Source organism: Tepidisphaeraceae bacterium (assembly GCA_035998445.1).
GTDB lineage: Bacteria > Planctomycetota > Phycisphaerae > Tepidisphaerales > Tepidisphaeraceae > DASYHQ01.
In genome coordinates this window covers 278,806-293,638 of record DASYHQ010000061.1, presented here as the reverse complement: position 1 = coordinate 293,638, position 14,833 = coordinate 278,806, and the positions used below count along the sequence as shown (strand labels likewise).

Sequence of the window (14,833 nt, the reverse complement as noted above, 5' to 3'; positions counted from 1 at the left end):
CGGAATCACCCTCACCCCGACCCTCCCACGGATTACCGGGGGAGGGGGAATGCGAATACACATGCAGTCGCAATCACAGAATCAACCCTCCACGTTCGAGCCGGAAACGACCGGTTCACTGCGCCGTCCGCACCCCGAGACATTCAAGGTGATCGGGCCGGGCGAGAACTACTCGACGATCTCGGCGCACCTGTCGGACGTCGTGCTGAAACGTCCGATCTACAAGAACTGGATGCTCGGCCTGTTCATCAGCGGGCTTGGTGCCATGCTGATGACGTACAGCATCGGTTACTTGCTGGCCAAGGGCGTGGGCGTCTGGGGCATCAACATCCCGGTCGCGTGGGGCTTCGATATCATCAACTTCGTGTGGTGGATCGGTATCGGTCACGCTGGCACGTTCATCTCGGCGGTGCTGCTGCTGGTGCAGCAGGACTGGCGCACGTCGATCAACCGCTTCGCCGAGGCGATGACCCTGTTCGCCGTGGCGTGCGCGGGCCTGTTTCCGGCGCTGCACACCGGTCGGCCGTGGTTGGACTACTGGCTGTTGCCCTACCCGAACACGATGGGCCTCTGGCCGCAGTTCCGCAGCCCGCTGGAATGGGACGTCTTCGCCGTCAGCACGTACGCCAGCACGTCGCTGCTGTTCTGGTACGTCGGTTTGATCCCCGACCTTGCGACGCTGCGTGACCGGGCGACCAGTCGCCCATTGAAGATCGTCTACGGCATGGCGGCGCTCGGTTGGACCGGGGCGGCGATGCACTGGCAGCGGTATCACGCTGCGTACCTCATCCTGGCCGGCCTGGCGACCCCGCTCGTGCTGTCGGTGCACAGCATCGTGGGCCTGGACTTCGCCGCCAGCATCATCCCGGGCTGGCACAGCACGATCTTCCCGCCCTACTTCGTCGCGGGCGCCATCTTCAGTGGCTTTGCGATGGTGCTGACGCTCGGCATCCCGATGCGCAAGTGGTACCGGCTGGAACAGTACATCACGCTGCGGCACATCGATAACTGCGCCAAGCTGATGATCGTGACCGGTAGCATCGTGACCTACGGCTACGCGTTGGAATCGTTCTTCGCCTGGTACAGCGCCGACGAGTTCGAGATCTTCATGGATCAGAGCCGTCGCTGGAGCGGCCCCTACTGGTGGTCGTGGAACCTGCTGATCCTGTGCAACTGCATCGTCCCGCTATTGCTGTGGTTCCCGAAGGTGCGCGTGAACGGCCCGGTGCTGTGGGTGATCGCGGGCATCGTGAACGTCGGCATGTGGTTCGAGCGGTTCGTGATCATCGTGCCGTCGCTGCACCGCGACTTCCTGCCCAGCAGCTGGGGCATGTTCTGGCCGACGTTCTGGGACTGGTCGCTGTTCATCGGTACGCTCGGGTTCTTCATGTTCCTGTTCCTGATGTTCCTGCGTACCCTGCCGGTCATCTCGATCTTCGAAATGCGCGAGCTGGTTCACCTGGAAGAGCACAAGGACGCGGCGAAGGACGCCCACGCAAACGAGGCCGGTCACCCGCCCGCTCCGACGACGCCTTGATACGACGGTCTAACGACGGACTTTTGGATGGAAACGGTTAAACCCAATCCGATACACGGCCTGCTGGCCCAGTTCACGACGCCCGAGGCGTTGCTGGAAGCGTGCGAACGCGTGCGCGACGCCGGCTACAAGCGCGCCGAGGCTTACGCGCCCTTCCCGATACACGGGTTGAGCGAGGCGATCGGCCACAAGAAGACGAAGGTCCCCCTTCTGATCTTCTGCTTCGGCGCGATCGGTTGCTTCGTCGGCTTTTACATGCAGTACTTCGCCAACGTCATCCACTACCCGCTGAACATCGGTGGCCGGCCGTACAACAGCTGGCCGTACTGGATCCCGATCATGTTCGAGTGCACGGTGCTGTTCAGCGTGCAGGCGGCGGTGTGGGGCGCGGTGATCGGGCTGAACGGGCTCCCCCGCCCGTACAACCCGCTGTTCAACGTGCCGAGCTTCAGCCTGGCCAGCCAGGACCGCTTCTTCATCGAGATCGAGTCGGCCGACCCGAAGTTCGACTTGGAACAGACGCGCAAGTTTCTCGAAGACATGCACCCGGCCGAAGTCGCGGTGGTGCCCGCATGAACAACGGTACGCTTCCCATGATCCGACGACGCTTTACAGCCTCGCTGCTGGCGACGGTCGCGGTTTCGGCGATCCTGACCGGTTGCCGTAAGCCCGAGATGCACCAGCAGGAGAAGAAGGACCCGCACGAGGCGTCCACGCTCTTCGCCGACGGCATCGCCTCGCGCCCGCTGGTCGAGGGCACCGTGGTGCGCGGCCAACCGCGCACGGACGGCATCCTGTACACCGGCACCGGCGCCGACGGGAAGGCCTCGGCCGAGTTCCCCTGGCAAATGACCGCCGCCGACCTGCAGCAGGGCAAGAAGATGTTCGACATCTATTGCTACGTCTGCCACGGCAAGACCGGCTACGGTGACGGGATGATCGTGCAGCGCGGCTTCGTCCGCCCGCAGTCGTTCCACACCGATCGGGTGAAGAACGCCCCGCCGGGCTACATTTATCAGGTCATCACCAACGGTTACGGCGCGATGTACAGCTATGCCGAACGCGTGACCCCGGAAGACCGCTGGCGCATCGCGGCGTACATCAAGGCGCTGCAGGTCAGCCAGTCGCAGGAGTTCGCGACACTGACGCCTGAGGAAAAGACGCGCGTGGCCCAGTCGACCACCCAACCGGCCATCACACCGGCGAGCAAGACGGAAACCGAGTAATGAGCGAGCATTCCACCATCGATCCGAACGAACCGCACGCCCAGCGGTCCTACGGCCCCCTGCGGGTGCTGGCGGCCATTGCGGGCATCATCGGCATCATCGGGTTGGTCATCGGCTTCTTCGACGTCGACGGCGTGCCGCGGTCAACCTTCTACCGCGCCTACCTCGTCGGCATCCTCCTGTGGCTGGGCACGTCGCTCGGCTGCCTGTTCTTCTCCCTCATGCACAACCTGTCATGGGGCGAGTGGGGCAAAATCCTCCGCCGACCGCTCGAGGCCGGCATGGCCTGCCTGCCGATCATGGCGATCCTGTTCATCCCGCTCTTCTTCGGGCTCGAACACAACTTTGAGTGGGCCGACCACCACAAGGTTGAGGCCGACCGTGTGTTACAGCACAAGGAAGTTTACCTGAACCCTCCGTTCGTCATCGGCCGCACGGTCGGATTCCTGGCGCTGTGGTCGATCATCGGCCTCATCCTGTACCGCGAGGGTCGCAAGATCCGCGAAGGTGGCGAGAAGGGCCCGACCACGCTGGCCTACCGCCTGAGCGCTGCCGGAATGGTGCTGCAGTTCTTCACCGTCACGTTCTTCCTGATCGACTGGGTGATGAGCCGCGACAGCCACTGGTACAGCAGCATCATCGGCTTCGTGAACATGGCCAGCCAGGCCCTTATGGGTATCTCGATCTGCATCTTCGCGATCTGCTGGCGCTTCGGCCGCAAGGACGACAAGATGCCGGTCGAGAAGATGACGCTGAACGACGTGGGCACCATGATGATGGCCAACACCATCTTCTGGACTTACACGTCGATCGCACAGCTGATCATCATCTACTCGGGCAACACCAGCCACGGGCAGACCTGGTACCTCGCCCGCGGGTTCGGGCGCAACATGTTCAACAGCTGGCAGTACGTCGCCATCGCCCTGGTCCTGCTGGGCTTCCTGGTCCCCTTCCTCCTGCTGCTGCAGCGTCCGCTGAAGCAGCGGATGCGGACGCTGGGCGCGATCGCAGTGCTGGTGTTCCTGATGCGCATCGTGGACGTGATCTGGTGGGTCGTGCCGTCCGGTGCCCACATCTACGAAGGGTTCAAGCCCAACTACGTTCACTGGGTCGACTTCGCCGCCGTGCTGGGCCTGGGCGGCATCTGGCTCAGCGGGTTCTTCTACTTCCTGAGCGGCCGCCGCGTGCTGTCGCCGACGACGGAGCCCAAGCCCGGTCACGGTCACGGCAGCCATAGCCACAGTCATGCACACGCGCCCGTTGGTGGGCAGGTGGTGAGTCATGCCTAACGACAATTCTTACGACGCCCCGTACGATCCCGCGCCGCAGAACCCCCCGACGAACTCGGGCGATCAGCGGACGGAACCACCGACCATCACCCCGCTCGTCACCGAGAAGGGCGCCATCGACACGTCCGGCATGCCGCCGACCGACGCGTCGGGTCTGCCCGCGAGCCGGACGATCGGTCACGAGCAGTACGAGGTCGGCCTGCGCGGCATCTTTAAGGCGATGGCATGGCTGGTCGCGGTGCTGATCGTTGTCGACATCGTCGTCTACGTGACGATGTTCGGCTTCATCAACAACGAAGCGGAAACCGATGCCCCGCGGTCGGCACTGGCCAGCGACCCCACCCAGCGCATGCTGCCACCGGAGCCGCGCCTGCAACCCTCGCGCGGCCACGAGTCGACCGACGATCAGGACTGGATCTTCCTCGACAATGCGTACAAGGCTGCCCTGGACAACTACGGTTGGGTGGATGAGAAGAACGGCGTCGCCCGCATTCCGGTCGACCAGGCAATGGAAAAGGTGCTGGCCGACCCCAAGATGCTCCCCGCCCGTGCGGGTGGTGAACCGCCGGCACGATGAGCGAGCGGTCACGAACTGTTCGGGAAAAGTGAAAGCGGTGAAAGTGCCGCTGATTGGTGTTCGATAGGTCGCTTGACGCGTACGATCGGGACCGGGCAAGGGTTAACTGCCCTGCCCCACGACGTCCCTTCGACCGACTAACACCAAACGGCGGGGCCGAGTGCCTCGAACGAGCTTATGAACTGGTTGTACAGAACATCTTGCCGTACCCGCTCGACGCTGCTGGCCGCAGCCTTGTCGGGAATGATGCTCTGCGCCGCGCCGGCGCTGGCCCAGTTGCCGCCCCCGGGCGTGCCCGGGCGGTCGACCGCCGAGCTGAACGTCTCGCCGATGTTGAAGGACATTGGCATCGAGCAGAACCTGAACGCCCAGCTGCCGATGGACGCCGTCTTCACCGACGACTACGGCCAGACGGTTAAGCTCGGTGACCTGTACGGCAAGCGGCCGGCAGTGCTTGTGATGGTCTATTACGAGTGCCCGATGCTCTGCAACATGGTCCTCAACGACCTGCTGCGGACGATGAACGGCATCACGACCCACACGATTGGTCAAGAGTTCGACGTGATCGCCGTCAGCATCAATCCGAACGAATCGCCCGAGGTCGCGGCCAAGAAGAAGCGCACTTACATGAAGGCGTACGGCGAGCGCGGCACGCCGGCGGGCTGGCACTTCCTGACCGGCACGCAGGAAAACATCACGCGCGTCGCCCAGACCGTCGGCTTCAAGTATCGCTACGACGAGGCGCGCAAGGAATACATCCACGCCAGCGGCATCATGGTCACCACGACCGATGGCCGGCTGTCGCAGTACTTCTACGGCATCGACTACTCGCCGACCGACCTGCGGCTGGCGATCACGACGGCCAACAAGAACAAGGTCGGTGGCCTGGTCGACGCGGTTTTGCTGTACTGCTTCCATTACGACCCGACGACCGGCAAGTACGGGTTCGTCATCATGAACGCGTTAAAGCTGGGCGGCATCCTGACCGTGCTGGCGTTGGCGATCTTTATGACGATCATGTTGATGCGCGACCGACGGGCACTTCCCCCACCGACGGTGGGCGCGGGGCATTCGTAGGGCAGCAGCCAGCGCATGAGTGGCCGGAACGGTCCGGCCGGTGGGAGATGAGACGTAAGCCAACGCGTCGTCGACCGACGGTTCGTCGCGACGGGGAACGTTGGCGCCCGGCCCGCAAGCGAAGCGTTGCTTCGACGGCGCGTCGGGCATGACGAACAGAGTTGTCCAAGACCTGAAGAAGAAACTGCGATGATGAGCGTGCTCGCCCAATTCGAGAAGATCGAACCGTTCCGCCTCTTCCCCAAGCAGGCCTCGAACTTCGCGCCGGAGATGGACGCGCTGTACTTCTTCCTGACGGCCGTCAGCCTGTTCTTCACCGTGCTGATCTTCGGCCTGCTGATCTTCTTCGTCATCAAGTACCGACGGAAGCACGTCGACGAGTACCCGGAGCAGCTGCCGACCAACATGGTGCTGGAGCTCACCTGGACGTTCATCCCGCTGCTGATCGCACTGGTGATGTTCTTCTGGGGCGCCAAGCTCTTCGTCCGCATGAGCAACATCCCGCAGAACGCGATGGAAATCGCGGTCACGGGCAAGCAGTGGATGTGGAACGTGCAGCATCCGACCGGCAAGCGCGAGAAGAACGAGCTGCACGTGCCGCTGGGCCGACCGGTGAAGCTGCGCATGACGTCCGAGGACGTGATCCACTCGTTCGCGCTGCCGGCGTTCCGCGCCAAGCACGACGTGGTGCCCGGCCGTTACACCGAGATGTGGTTCACGCCGACCGAGGCCGGAACGTACTACCTGTTCTGCACCGAATACTGCGGCACGTTGCACTCGGGCATGGTCGGTCGGCTGGTCGTAATGGGCGAGCAGGAATACGCCGCCTGGCTGACCAACAGCGTCGCCGACGAGGCCCCGCACCTGGCCGGTGCAAAGCTGTTCGAACAGTTCAGCTGCATCACCTGCCACGGGCAGCAAGCGCCGACGCTGGCGAACATCTACGGCACCCCGCGTCGTGTGGTTCGTGGCGGTAAGACCGTCGAGGTCTTCGCCGACGAGGACTACGTCCGCCGGGCGATCCTGAACCCGCAGGCCGAGCTGGTCGAGGGCTACCCCCCGCTCATGCCGACCTATCAGGGCATTCTTACTGAAGATCAGGTGAACCAACTGATCGCGTACGTGAAGTCGCTGAACGACACGAACAGCAGCCGCCCGGAAGGCCGGCCGGTCGATGCCGCACCCATGCCGCAAGGCGCGATCGTCCCCGATCCCGCGGCCGCCTCGGGACCGCGCGAAAGCGTGATGCACGTCGACGACGGCATCGTCCCGTTCGGTTCCGCAACGACCCGGCCGACCACGCAGCCCTAAGTCCATGAAGGCACCGTGACCGACGAAATGAACAATTGAAGACGACCGAGCAAGAAAATCGCTTCGAATCTTCGTCCGGTGCCCGAGCAATTGCCCTTCTGAGGGCGATCGCCCTTATGACCGGGACTCGATTGACGCCCGAAGCTGATCTGAGAAGCTGATCTGAATAGCCGTAAACGAGTGAAACCATGACGACCGTTCCCTTTGATCCCGCCTTCGACCGCCCCCCGGAAGACGCGTCGACTCCCGGTGAACACACGATCCCGGCCGACAACTACCTCAGCAACGGGCACAGCATCAGCAGCTGGCTGCTGACGGTCGACCACAAGCGCATCGGCATCCTCTACCTGATCTCGATCACGTTCTTCTTCGCGATCGGTGGTCTGGCGGCGACGCTGATGCGCCTCGAACTGGCGACGCCCAAGGCCGACATGTTCGAGCCGGACAACTACAACAAGTTGTTCACGGCTCACGGTGTGGCGATGATCTTCTTCTTCCTCGTGCCGTCCGTGCCGGCGGTGCTCGGAAACTTCCTGCTGCCGATCATGATCGGCGCCCGCGACCTGGCCTTTCCCCGCATCAACCTGCTCAGCTGGTACCTGTACGCGATCGCCGGCGCGATGGCGATCGTCGTCTTCGCGATGGGTGGCGTGGATACCGGTTGGACCTTCTACACCCCCTACTCCAGCACGTTCTCGAACACGAACGTCGTGCTGGCGATCTGCGCGATCTTCATCGCCGGCTTCAGCTCGATCTTTACCGGGTTGAACTTCATCGTCACCGTCCACACGATGCGCGCCCCGGGCATGACCTGGTTCCGCATGCCGCTGTTCGTCTGGTCGAATTACGCGACGGCCCTCATCATGATCCTGGGCACCCCGGTGCTTGCGATCGCGATGCTGCTGGTGCTCGCCGAGCGCCTTGCTGGTATCGGTATCTTCGATCCCCGCATGGGTGGCGACCCGGTGCTGTTCCAGCACTTGTTCTGGTTCTACAGCCACCCGGCCGTGTACATCATGATATTGCCCGGCTTCGGTGTGATCAGCGAGGTCATCACCGCCTTTAGCCGTAAGAAGGTGTTCGGATACTCATTCATCGCGTTCAGCTCGCTGGCGATTGCCCTGATTGGCTTCTTGGTGTGGGGCCACCATATGTTCATCACCGGCATCAGCACGTACGGCGGCATGGTCTTCTCGCTGCTGTCGTTCCTGATTGCCGTCCCCACCGCCATCAAGATCTTCAACTGGATCGCAACGATGTATAAGGGGTCGATCTCGCTCGACACCCCCATGCTGTACGCGCTGGCGTTCATCGGCCTATTCCTCATCGGTGGGCTGACCGGGCTGTTCTTGGCCGCGATGGGCATGGACATCCACCTGCACGACACCTACTTCGTCATCGCCCACTTCCACTACGTGATGGTCGGTGGCATGGTGACGGCGTACCTGGCAGGCATCCACTTCTGGTGGCCGAAGATGACCGGGCGCATGTACAACGACGTCTGGAGCAAGATCTCGGCCGTTTTGGTGTTCATGGGCTTCAACCTGACCTTCTTCCCGCAGTTCCTGCTGGGCTACCTCGGCATGCCGCGCCGTTACGCGGCCTATCCCGACGAGTTCCAGTTGTTGAACGTGCTGTCGTCGGCTGGCGCCAGCATCCTGGCGGTCGGGTTTGCGTTGCCGCTGTTCTACCTGGTGAAGAGCCTGTGGGACGGCAAGGTCGCCGGCCCGAACCCATGGGGCGCCGCCGGTTTGGAATGGCAGACGACCAGCCCCCCGCCCACGTTCAACTTCGACGAGACGCCGATCGTGACGCAGGAGGCCTACGCCTACGACGACATCCGCGCCGATAAGCTGGGCCTCCCCCGGCCGGAGAACAAGGGACATCATTAAAGCAGGAATGCGGATTGCGGAGTTCGGATTGCGGATTTAAGACTTAGGCATTGAATGGCCGGGTTGCACAGTGGGGATTTCACAATCCGCATTCCGCAATCCGCAACTGAAGACACGGAGCAACCTAGCGTGGCACACTCAGCAGCGACACATTCCACCACCCCGTTCACCGAGCACGGCACGCCCGCGCACGCGGCGGCGCCGGCGGATCACGGGCACGACCATGCCCACCAGTTCGACGACGCCGTCCAGCAGTACGATGCCACGACCCTGGGCATGTGGGCCTTCCTGGCGACCGAAGTGCTCTTCTTCGGTGGCATCTTCTGCGCGTACGTCATTTACCGTGGCGAATTCTTCGACGGGTTCATGATCGGCAGCCACTTTCTGAACAAGTGGGTGGGCTTTGCCAATACCGGCGTGCTGCTGTGCAGCAGCTTCACCGCCGCCATGAGCGTGCGGGCCGCCCACCAGGGCCGCCGCAACGCCTGCGTCAATTGGTTGTTCCTGACCGCCATCCTCGGCACCGCGTTCGTGGCGCTAAAGCTGTCGCTGGAGTACACGCACGAGTGGCACCTCGGCCTCGTCCCGCTCGCGACGGCTTGGAACCCCTTCGGTGAGCACGGTTGGATCGCCGAGGCAATGCGGCTCAACATCAGAGGGTTCACGACCCCCGAGAGCATCACGGCGATCCACCAGAACCACGTGCGGATCTTCTTCTTCTTCTACTTCATGATGACGATGATCCACGCCATTCACATGGTGATCGGCGTCGGCGTCATGCTCTGGCTCGTCGTCCGCGCCAAGTTCTTCGGATTCGCCATCGAGAAGACCAACTTCCCCGAAATGCTCGGGCTGTACTGGCACTTCGTCGACATCGTCTGGATTTTCCTGTTCCCGCTCCTTTACCTGATCCGCTAATGCAAGCGCACAAACACGTATCTTCCGTCGGGACGTACATCGTCGTCTGGTTCGTGCTGATGGTGCTGCTGCTGGCCACCGTCCTCGCGGCCGACATCGACCTCGAACACGTCTTCACCGGCGCCAACATTTCGCTGGCGATGCTGATCGCCACGGTGAAGGCGCTGGTCGTACTGCTCTGGTTCATGCACGTGAAGGATGCCAGCAAGCTGACGTGGGTCTTCGTCGGCGCCAGCTTCCTCTGGCTGGGCATCCTGATCATCGGCACCGGCCACGAGTACCTCACCCGCGGCTGGATGCCCGGCTGGGAAAGCCCGATCGGCGAGAGCTACACCCCCGCCCATCTTGGCCTCGAGGACGGCGAGAAACGCATCAACGAGGTCGGCGAGGCCCAGAACCTTGGCCCACGCTCAGGCACCGCCGAGCACCACTAACTGCCCCGCCCGCGGTTCAAATGCAGATAAACTTAGTCGGCTGGCCAATGTGGCCAGCCGATTTCGTTGAGGCGTTTAGCGCTTTTTCAGTTCATCAGTAGCGAGCGCAGGACACGTTGTCATCCCGATGGGAGCGGTAGCGACCTGACCCATCTCGACGGGACGAGCGCTATCTTCATACCGATCCCTCAGGTCGCTACCGCTGGGTTCGGGATGACAGTGTCTTGGCCCGCTACGAATGAAATAAAAGTGCTCTAGGGCCTGGGATGTTCCCTTCCCCTCCATCTATCCCACCGCCCGCTGATCTGTCACTTCGATCCAGTTCCCAGCCGGGTCCAGCAGCAGCAGGCTTTCCAAGCCGGGGAAGATGCCGCGTTGGACCGTGTACTCGATCTCGGCCTCGGTTAGCCGTTGGGTGATGTCGGCCAGCAGGGGCACTTCGATGCCGGTCGGGCGAATGCTGGCATGCGGCACCGGCCGGTCGAGCACGGTGAACCGCAGGTCGAAGTTGTCGGCGTGGTAGACGAGCTCGTGCAGGTCCGCCGAGCGCGCGAACCGGAAGATCCCCTCGTAGAACGCGTCCAGCTTTACCTCGACGCCCGCAGGCGCCGGCAATTGCACGTCGTTGATCGCCACCAGCCGCACCGGTAGCGGCTCGGCCATGCGTGGTCGAACGTCGGCGGCGGGCAGTGACGCGGTCGCGTCGTCCAACTGGATGGGTTGCGGATCGCGATGCATGATCGCCTGAATTGTTGGACGAAACTCGCGCCAGGACAAGCCCCGATTTTCAACCACTGACGGCCCCGCCCGCTGTCGGCAGCGGCTCAAAAAAAGCCTCGGCCGTCACGCATTGCGCGACGGCCGAGGCCAATTACTACAGATTCGATCCCCCCAACCGTCCAGCCTGGCCTTGCCACATCAGTGGCAAGGTTTCATTTCACAAGCCAGACGGTCTCCTACCCCTTAGGCGTTAGCCCGGCGGCGTCGCACCAACGCGATGGACCCAAGCACCGCCATCGTCGCGATACCTGCCGGTTCCGGGACCGCGGTGGGCGTGGTCCAGAAGCTGGCGTGCGAGATGTCCTTCAACTTGGTGTCCGGCACCTGGAGCAAGTTACGCACCCCCGCATCGTAAGAGTAGACGGAAAAATTACCCGACGCCTTCAGGGAGTAGTACGACACCGATGCGGGACCGGTGTACGTGAACCACGCGGTCGTCGTGTTCGTCAGACCGTTTTCGGTCGAGATCTGATTGCCCCCCACTTGGCTATCGTAGAACGTGAAGCCGTTGCTCGCGTTAAAGACGAACGTCGAGTTATCGTCGGTCTTCTTGAACAGCGAGATGTCGGTCGACAGCGATGTCGTGTTCGCCGCGTTATACGCAGTGATGACGCCGACGACGTCCGCCTTGTGGTCGTTGCCCGACGCGGTCCCCAACAGCAACCCCGCATCCGCTTGATCGGCGCTCGCCACAAGCGAGCCAACGGCGAACACGGCGGCCACTAACCCTTTACCACATTGCATGCTTTTTCCCTTTCTTAGAAAAGCGTTCGAAGAGAGAGATACAATGCGATTCAACTGCAAATCGGATAACTGTGCTCAAAAATCTCGCGGAGAGGCCCCGCGTTGCGTGGTCTGTAACGCCTGCGCCGTGCGAAAGGTGGGACGCGAGCTGGCGAGCGGTTATCGGACAGACTCGCGACCTGCATGAAGCTCGCGCGAGGCGCGGACCTGTTTAATGGGCTTACGATAGTTGCGCTGAAGATCGCGGCTTAGATGCGCTCGCTGCAGTGCAGCGTAGCCCGCATCGGCTCCATTGGGTGGGTGCCACGGGTGATACGTCACCGTGTTCGTCCGGTGGCAATCACGACTCCCGTGGACAATGGGACAGTCGACAATATGTTCTACCGCGCCACGTCGGCCGCGGCGATGCGCTCCAGCGCTTCGGATAAGATCGCCTTGCTGGTGGCGAAGTTCAGGCGGACGAAGCCTTGGTAACCGGGGCCAAACGCCGGGCCGTCGTTCAACGCGACCTTTGCGGTCTCCAGCAGGTACTTGTGGATGTCGCCGGCGCGCGGGTGATTCCGAAAGTCGAGCCAGGCGAGGTACGTCGCCTGCGGTGGCACGTAGCGAACGCCCGGCAGGCGGTCGCGGACGAACGCCGCGATCAGGTCGGTGTTCCCTCGCAGGTAGTCGAGCACTTCGGCCAGCCAGATGCCGTCGTCCCGCAGCGCCGCCTTCCACATCGTTACGTTCGGCACACCGGGATGCCCCATCAACCCCGCGCCCGCCTTCTTCAGTCGCGCGATCAACTGCGGGTTGTGGCTGACCATCGCCCCGATGCCCAGCCCTGCGGTGTTGTACGCCTTGCACGGGCCGATCAGAGTGACGGTGCGCGCCTGCACCGCCGGCGGCGCAACGGCGACGAACGGCACGTACTCACCGCTGAGCGTGAGGTCGGCGTGCAGCTCGTCCGACACCACCCACAACCTGTGCCGATCCGCGAAGTCGGCGAGCCGCGCCAGCTCGTCGCGCGTCCAGACGCGCCCGGTCGGATTGTGCGGGTGACAGAGCATCAGCAATCGCGTCGCCGGTGTGACCGCCGCCTCCATCGCGGGCCAGTCGATCGTCCAACCCTCGGGCAATTCCGCCAACGCTACCAGCCGTGCATTACGACCGTGATCGGTGATCGCCGACATGAACGGCGGATAGATCGGCGTCATCGTGATGACGTCGTCGCCCGCGCGTGTGAGCCCGGTCACCGCGACGTACAACCCCTGCACGACGCCGACGAGGTAACCCATCCAACCCTTCTCGGGCAGGCCAACCAAGCCGTCCTTCTCTAGCTTTGCGCGCAGCAGGCCCGTGAGTTCCGGATCGCCGTAGAGCTGGTGGTAGCCAATGCCGTGTCGCAGGCGATCGGTGATGGCCGTGATGATCGACGGCGCGACCGGGAAATCCATGTCCGCCACCCACAACGGCAGCACGTCCTGCGGGTACTTCGTCCACTTGAAGCTGTCGGGATGTCGCAAGGCGGTCTGGTCGATCTGGAATTGCACGGAGGGCATGGGGCCTTTCGAAGCGAACGTAAAGAAGAATGGTTACTCGATCATCGCGTGAATGTCATCCCGACGGGAGCGGTAGCGACCTGAGGGATCTCGAATGACGGACGGTTCTTGGCCTTGCGAGATCCCTCAGGTCGGCAAGCTTCGCATCGGGATGACAACCGTGGGGTATTCGTCGATCGTCACACCTTCCCGGCCGCTCGATGGTATCATCCCCCCGCCGTCTGCAGTTCGCTCGATGCCCGCTCGCGGTTGATCTCATCGAACGCCCCGGCGGCGATCTCGAACGAGCGCTTCCGCGCGTCGTGATCGTAAATTTGAGCCGTCAGAACCAATTCATCGGCGGTAGTGTCGTCGAGCACCTGCTGCAACTGCTGGCGGACGCTCTGCGGTGAACCGACGACCGAGTATCGCGTCATGCGATGTACGTGGGCCGCCTCCTCCGGATGCCAGCGGCCTTCCATCGAATCGACCGGCGCCGCCAGCCCGCGCGGCATGCCGCGGACGAGGCTCAGGAACGTCTGCTGTAACGTTGTAAAGAGCCGAACGGCTTCGCGGTCGGTGTCGGCCGCGAACACGTTCACGCCGACCATCGCATGCGGGCGATCTAGCTGATCGCTTGGCCGAAAGTTCCCGCGGTACAGGTCGAGCGCGATCGCGAGGTAATCGGGCGCAAAGTGCGACGCAAACGCGAACGGCAACCCTTCGATGGCCGCTAACCTGGCGCTGAAATCGCTCGAGCCCAGCAGGTAGATCGGCACGTTCAACCCCTCGCCCGGCACCGCCCGCACCGCCTGCCCCGGCTCGGCCGGGCGGAAGTAAGATCGCAGCTCGGCCAGGTCTTGCGGGAACGTGTCTCCACTGCTGCCAAGGTTCCGCCGGAGGGCGCGGGCCGTACGGCCGTCACCACCGGGGGCTCGACCTAAGCCGAGATCGATCCGCCCCGAGTACATCGACTCCAGCGTGCCGAACTGTTCAGCGATCACCAGCGGCGCATGGTTCGGCAACATGATGCCACCCGCCCCCACGCGAATGTGACTCGTAGCGCCGGCGACATGACCGATGACCACTGATGTGGCCGCACTGGCGATGCCTGCAATGTTGTGGTGCTCGGCCAGCCAGAAACGGTGGTAACCCAGTCGCTCGGCGTGCTGCGCTAGGTCGACCGAATTGCGGAATGACACCGCCGCCGTGCTGCCGGGGATAATCGGTGCAAGATCAAGCAGAGAATAGCGAACGGGCGATTGCGGGCTCATCGGTGCGACTCCTATTGTTCGACGCGGGCCGAACATCTAACGATAGGCGCAGACAACGGCCGGCGTGTTCGCTCAAGCAACCACGCCGGCCGATGCAAATCCAGACCCTTCAGCTTTAAGGCTAGCGGACAAACTCTGTCGCCTCGCGCGCTTGTCATCCCGAAGGGAGCCTAAGGAGACCTGAGGGATCTCGAACCACAAACGGTTCTCGGCAAGGGGAGGTCCCTCAGGTCGGCAAGCCTCCCATCGGG

General features: G+C 62.9%; 15 protein-coding genes. 10 read left to right on the top strand and 5 right to left on the bottom strand.

Going from position 1 to position 14,833, the window contains the following annotated elements; all coding sequences use genetic code 11:
- Positions 1-61: 61 nt before the first annotated feature.
- The 5 genes from nrfD to VGN72_23610 are packed head-to-tail and all read left to right on the top strand — an operon-like array spanning position 62 to position 4,629.
- On the top strand, positions 62-1,537 hold the full coding sequence (gene nrfD / locus VGN72_23630) for an NrfD/PsrC family molybdoenzyme membrane anchor subunit (protein ID HEV7302350.1): 1,476 nt from the start codon (positions 62-64) through the stop codon (positions 1,535-1,537).
- 27 nt (positions 1,538-1,564) lie between these two features.
- Positions 1,565-2,113, top strand: coding sequence for a DUF3341 domain-containing protein (locus VGN72_23625; GenBank protein HEV7302349.1), 549 nt, complete (start codon positions 1,565-1,567; stop codon positions 2,111-2,113).
- Between the two features lie 17 nt (positions 2,114-2,130).
- Positions 2,131-2,763 carry a cytochrome c gene (locus VGN72_23620; protein HEV7302348.1) on the top strand — a complete coding sequence of 211 codons (633 nt, stop codon included), beginning with the start codon at positions 2,131-2,133 and terminating at the stop codon, positions 2,761-2,763.
- Positions 2,763-4,052 carry a hypothetical protein gene (locus tag VGN72_23615; protein ID HEV7302347.1) on the top strand — a complete coding sequence of 430 codons (1,290 nt, stop codon included), beginning with the start codon at positions 2,763-2,765 and terminating at the stop codon, positions 4,050-4,052. The genes VGN72_23620 and VGN72_23615 overlap by 1 nt, the downstream gene beginning before the upstream one ends.
- On the top strand, positions 4,045-4,629 hold the full coding sequence (locus VGN72_23610; protein HEV7302346.1) for a hypothetical protein: 585 nt from the start codon (positions 4,045-4,047) through the stop codon (positions 4,627-4,629). Before VGN72_23615 ends, VGN72_23610 begins: the two co-directional genes overlap by 8 nt.
- A gap of 137 nt (positions 4,630-4,766) precedes the next feature.
- Here VGN72_23610 and VGN72_23605 read toward each other — a convergent pair whose 3' ends face one another.
- Positions 4,767-4,979: a hypothetical protein gene (locus tag VGN72_23605; protein ID HEV7302345.1), complete on the bottom strand. Its 213-nt coding sequence runs from the start codon at positions 4,977-4,979 to the stop codon at positions 4,767-4,769.
- Between VGN72_23605 and VGN72_23600 the strand changes: the two genes are divergently transcribed.
- From VGN72_23600 to VGN72_23580, 5 genes are all read left to right on the top strand, one after another.
- Positions 4,960-5,706 carry an SCO family protein gene (locus tag VGN72_23600; GenBank protein ID HEV7302344.1) on the top strand — a complete coding sequence of 249 codons (747 nt, stop codon included), beginning with the start codon at positions 4,960-4,962 and terminating at the stop codon, positions 5,704-5,706. The two genes, VGN72_23605 and VGN72_23600, sit on opposite strands and share 20 nt — an antisense overlap.
- Positions 5,707-5,895: 189 nt before the next feature.
- On the top strand, positions 5,896-7,017 hold the full coding sequence (gene coxB, locus VGN72_23595) for a cytochrome c oxidase subunit II (protein ID HEV7302343.1): 1,122 nt from the start codon (positions 5,896-5,898) through the stop codon (positions 7,015-7,017).
- Positions 7,018-7,205: 188 nt separating this feature from the next.
- Positions 7,206-8,909 (top strand): cytochrome c oxidase subunit I, encoded by a 1,704-nt coding sequence (ctaD, locus tag VGN72_23590; protein ID HEV7302342.1) that lies wholly within the window; start codon positions 7,206-7,208, stop codon positions 8,907-8,909.
- Between the two features lie 129 nt (positions 8,910-9,038).
- Positions 9,039-9,827, top strand: coding sequence for a cytochrome c oxidase subunit 3 (locus VGN72_23585; GenBank protein HEV7302341.1), 789 nt, complete (start codon positions 9,039-9,041; stop codon positions 9,825-9,827).
- Positions 9,827-10,261 (top strand): cytochrome C oxidase subunit IV family protein, encoded by a 435-nt coding sequence (locus VGN72_23580; protein HEV7302340.1) that lies wholly within the window; start codon positions 9,827-9,829, stop codon positions 10,259-10,261. Before VGN72_23585 ends, VGN72_23580 begins: the two co-directional genes overlap by 1 nt.
- A 285-nt stretch (positions 10,262-10,546) precedes the next feature.
- On the opposite strand, the gene VGN72_23575 is transcribed toward VGN72_23580, so the two are convergent.
- The 4 genes from VGN72_23575 to VGN72_23560 all read right to left on the bottom strand — a co-directional run bounded on the left by VGN72_23575 (position 10,547) and on the right by VGN72_23560 (position 14,582).
- Positions 10,547-10,999 (bottom strand): hypothetical protein, encoded by a 453-nt coding sequence (locus VGN72_23575; protein ID HEV7302339.1) that lies wholly within the window; start codon positions 10,997-10,999, stop codon positions 10,547-10,549.
- A gap of 225 nt (positions 11,000-11,224) precedes the next feature.
- Positions 11,225-11,785, bottom strand: a complete 561-nt coding sequence (locus tag VGN72_23570) for a hypothetical protein (GenBank protein HEV7302338.1) — start codon at positions 11,783-11,785, stop codon at positions 11,225-11,227.
- Between the two features lie 380 nt (positions 11,786-12,165).
- Entirely contained in the window at positions 12,166-13,329 is a 1,164-nt protein-coding gene (locus VGN72_23565) for a PatB family C-S lyase (protein ID HEV7302337.1), read from the bottom strand.
- A 206-nt stretch (positions 13,330-13,535) separates the two neighbouring features.
- Positions 13,536-14,582, bottom strand: a complete 1,047-nt coding sequence (locus VGN72_23560; protein HEV7302336.1) for an LLM class flavin-dependent oxidoreductase — start codon at positions 14,580-14,582, stop codon at positions 13,536-13,538.
- Between the last annotated feature and the right edge of the window lie 251 nt (positions 14,583-14,833).

Coding starts and splice junctions, on each gene's coding strand:
- nrfD (HEV7302350.1), top strand. CDS start 62: ATGCAGTCGCAATCACAGAATCAACCCTCCACGTTCGAGCCGGAAACG.
- VGN72_23625 (HEV7302349.1), top strand. CDS start 1,565: ATGGAAACGGTTAAACCCAATCCGATACACGGCCTGCTGGCCCAGTTC.
- VGN72_23620 (HEV7302348.1), top strand. CDS start 2,131: ATGATCCGACGACGCTTTACAGCCTCGCTGCTGGCGACGGTCGCGGTT.
- VGN72_23615 (HEV7302347.1), top strand. CDS start 2,763: ATGAGCGAGCATTCCACCATCGATCCGAACGAACCGCACGCCCAGCGG.
- VGN72_23610 (HEV7302346.1), top strand. CDS start 4,045: ATGCCTAACGACAATTCTTACGACGCCCCGTACGATCCCGCGCCGCAG.
- VGN72_23600 (HEV7302344.1), top strand. CDS start 4,960: ATGTTGAAGGACATTGGCATCGAGCAGAACCTGAACGCCCAGCTGCCG.
- VGN72_23605 (HEV7302345.1), bottom strand. CDS start 4,979: ATGCCAATGTCCTTCAACATCGGCGAGACGTTCAGCTCGGCGGTCGAC.
- coxB (HEV7302343.1), top strand. CDS start 5,896: ATGATGAGCGTGCTCGCCCAATTCGAGAAGATCGAACCGTTCCGCCTC.
- ctaD (HEV7302342.1), top strand. CDS start 7,206: ATGACGACCGTTCCCTTTGATCCCGCCTTCGACCGCCCCCCGGAAGAC.
- VGN72_23580 (HEV7302340.1), top strand. CDS start 9,827: ATGCAAGCGCACAAACACGTATCTTCCGTCGGGACGTACATCGTCGTC.
- VGN72_23575 (HEV7302339.1), bottom strand. CDS start 10,999: ATGCATCGCGATCCGCAACCCATCCAGTTGGACGACGCGACCGCGTCA.
- VGN72_23570 (HEV7302338.1), bottom strand. CDS start 11,785: ATGCAATGTGGTAAAGGGTTAGTGGCCGCCGTGTTCGCCGTTGGCTCG.
- VGN72_23565 (HEV7302337.1), bottom strand. CDS start 13,329: ATGCCCTCCGTGCAATTCCAGATCGACCAGACCGCCTTGCGACATCCC.
- VGN72_23560 (HEV7302336.1), bottom strand. CDS start 14,582: ATGAGCCCGCAATCGCCCGTTCGCTATTCTCTGCTTGATCTTGCACCG.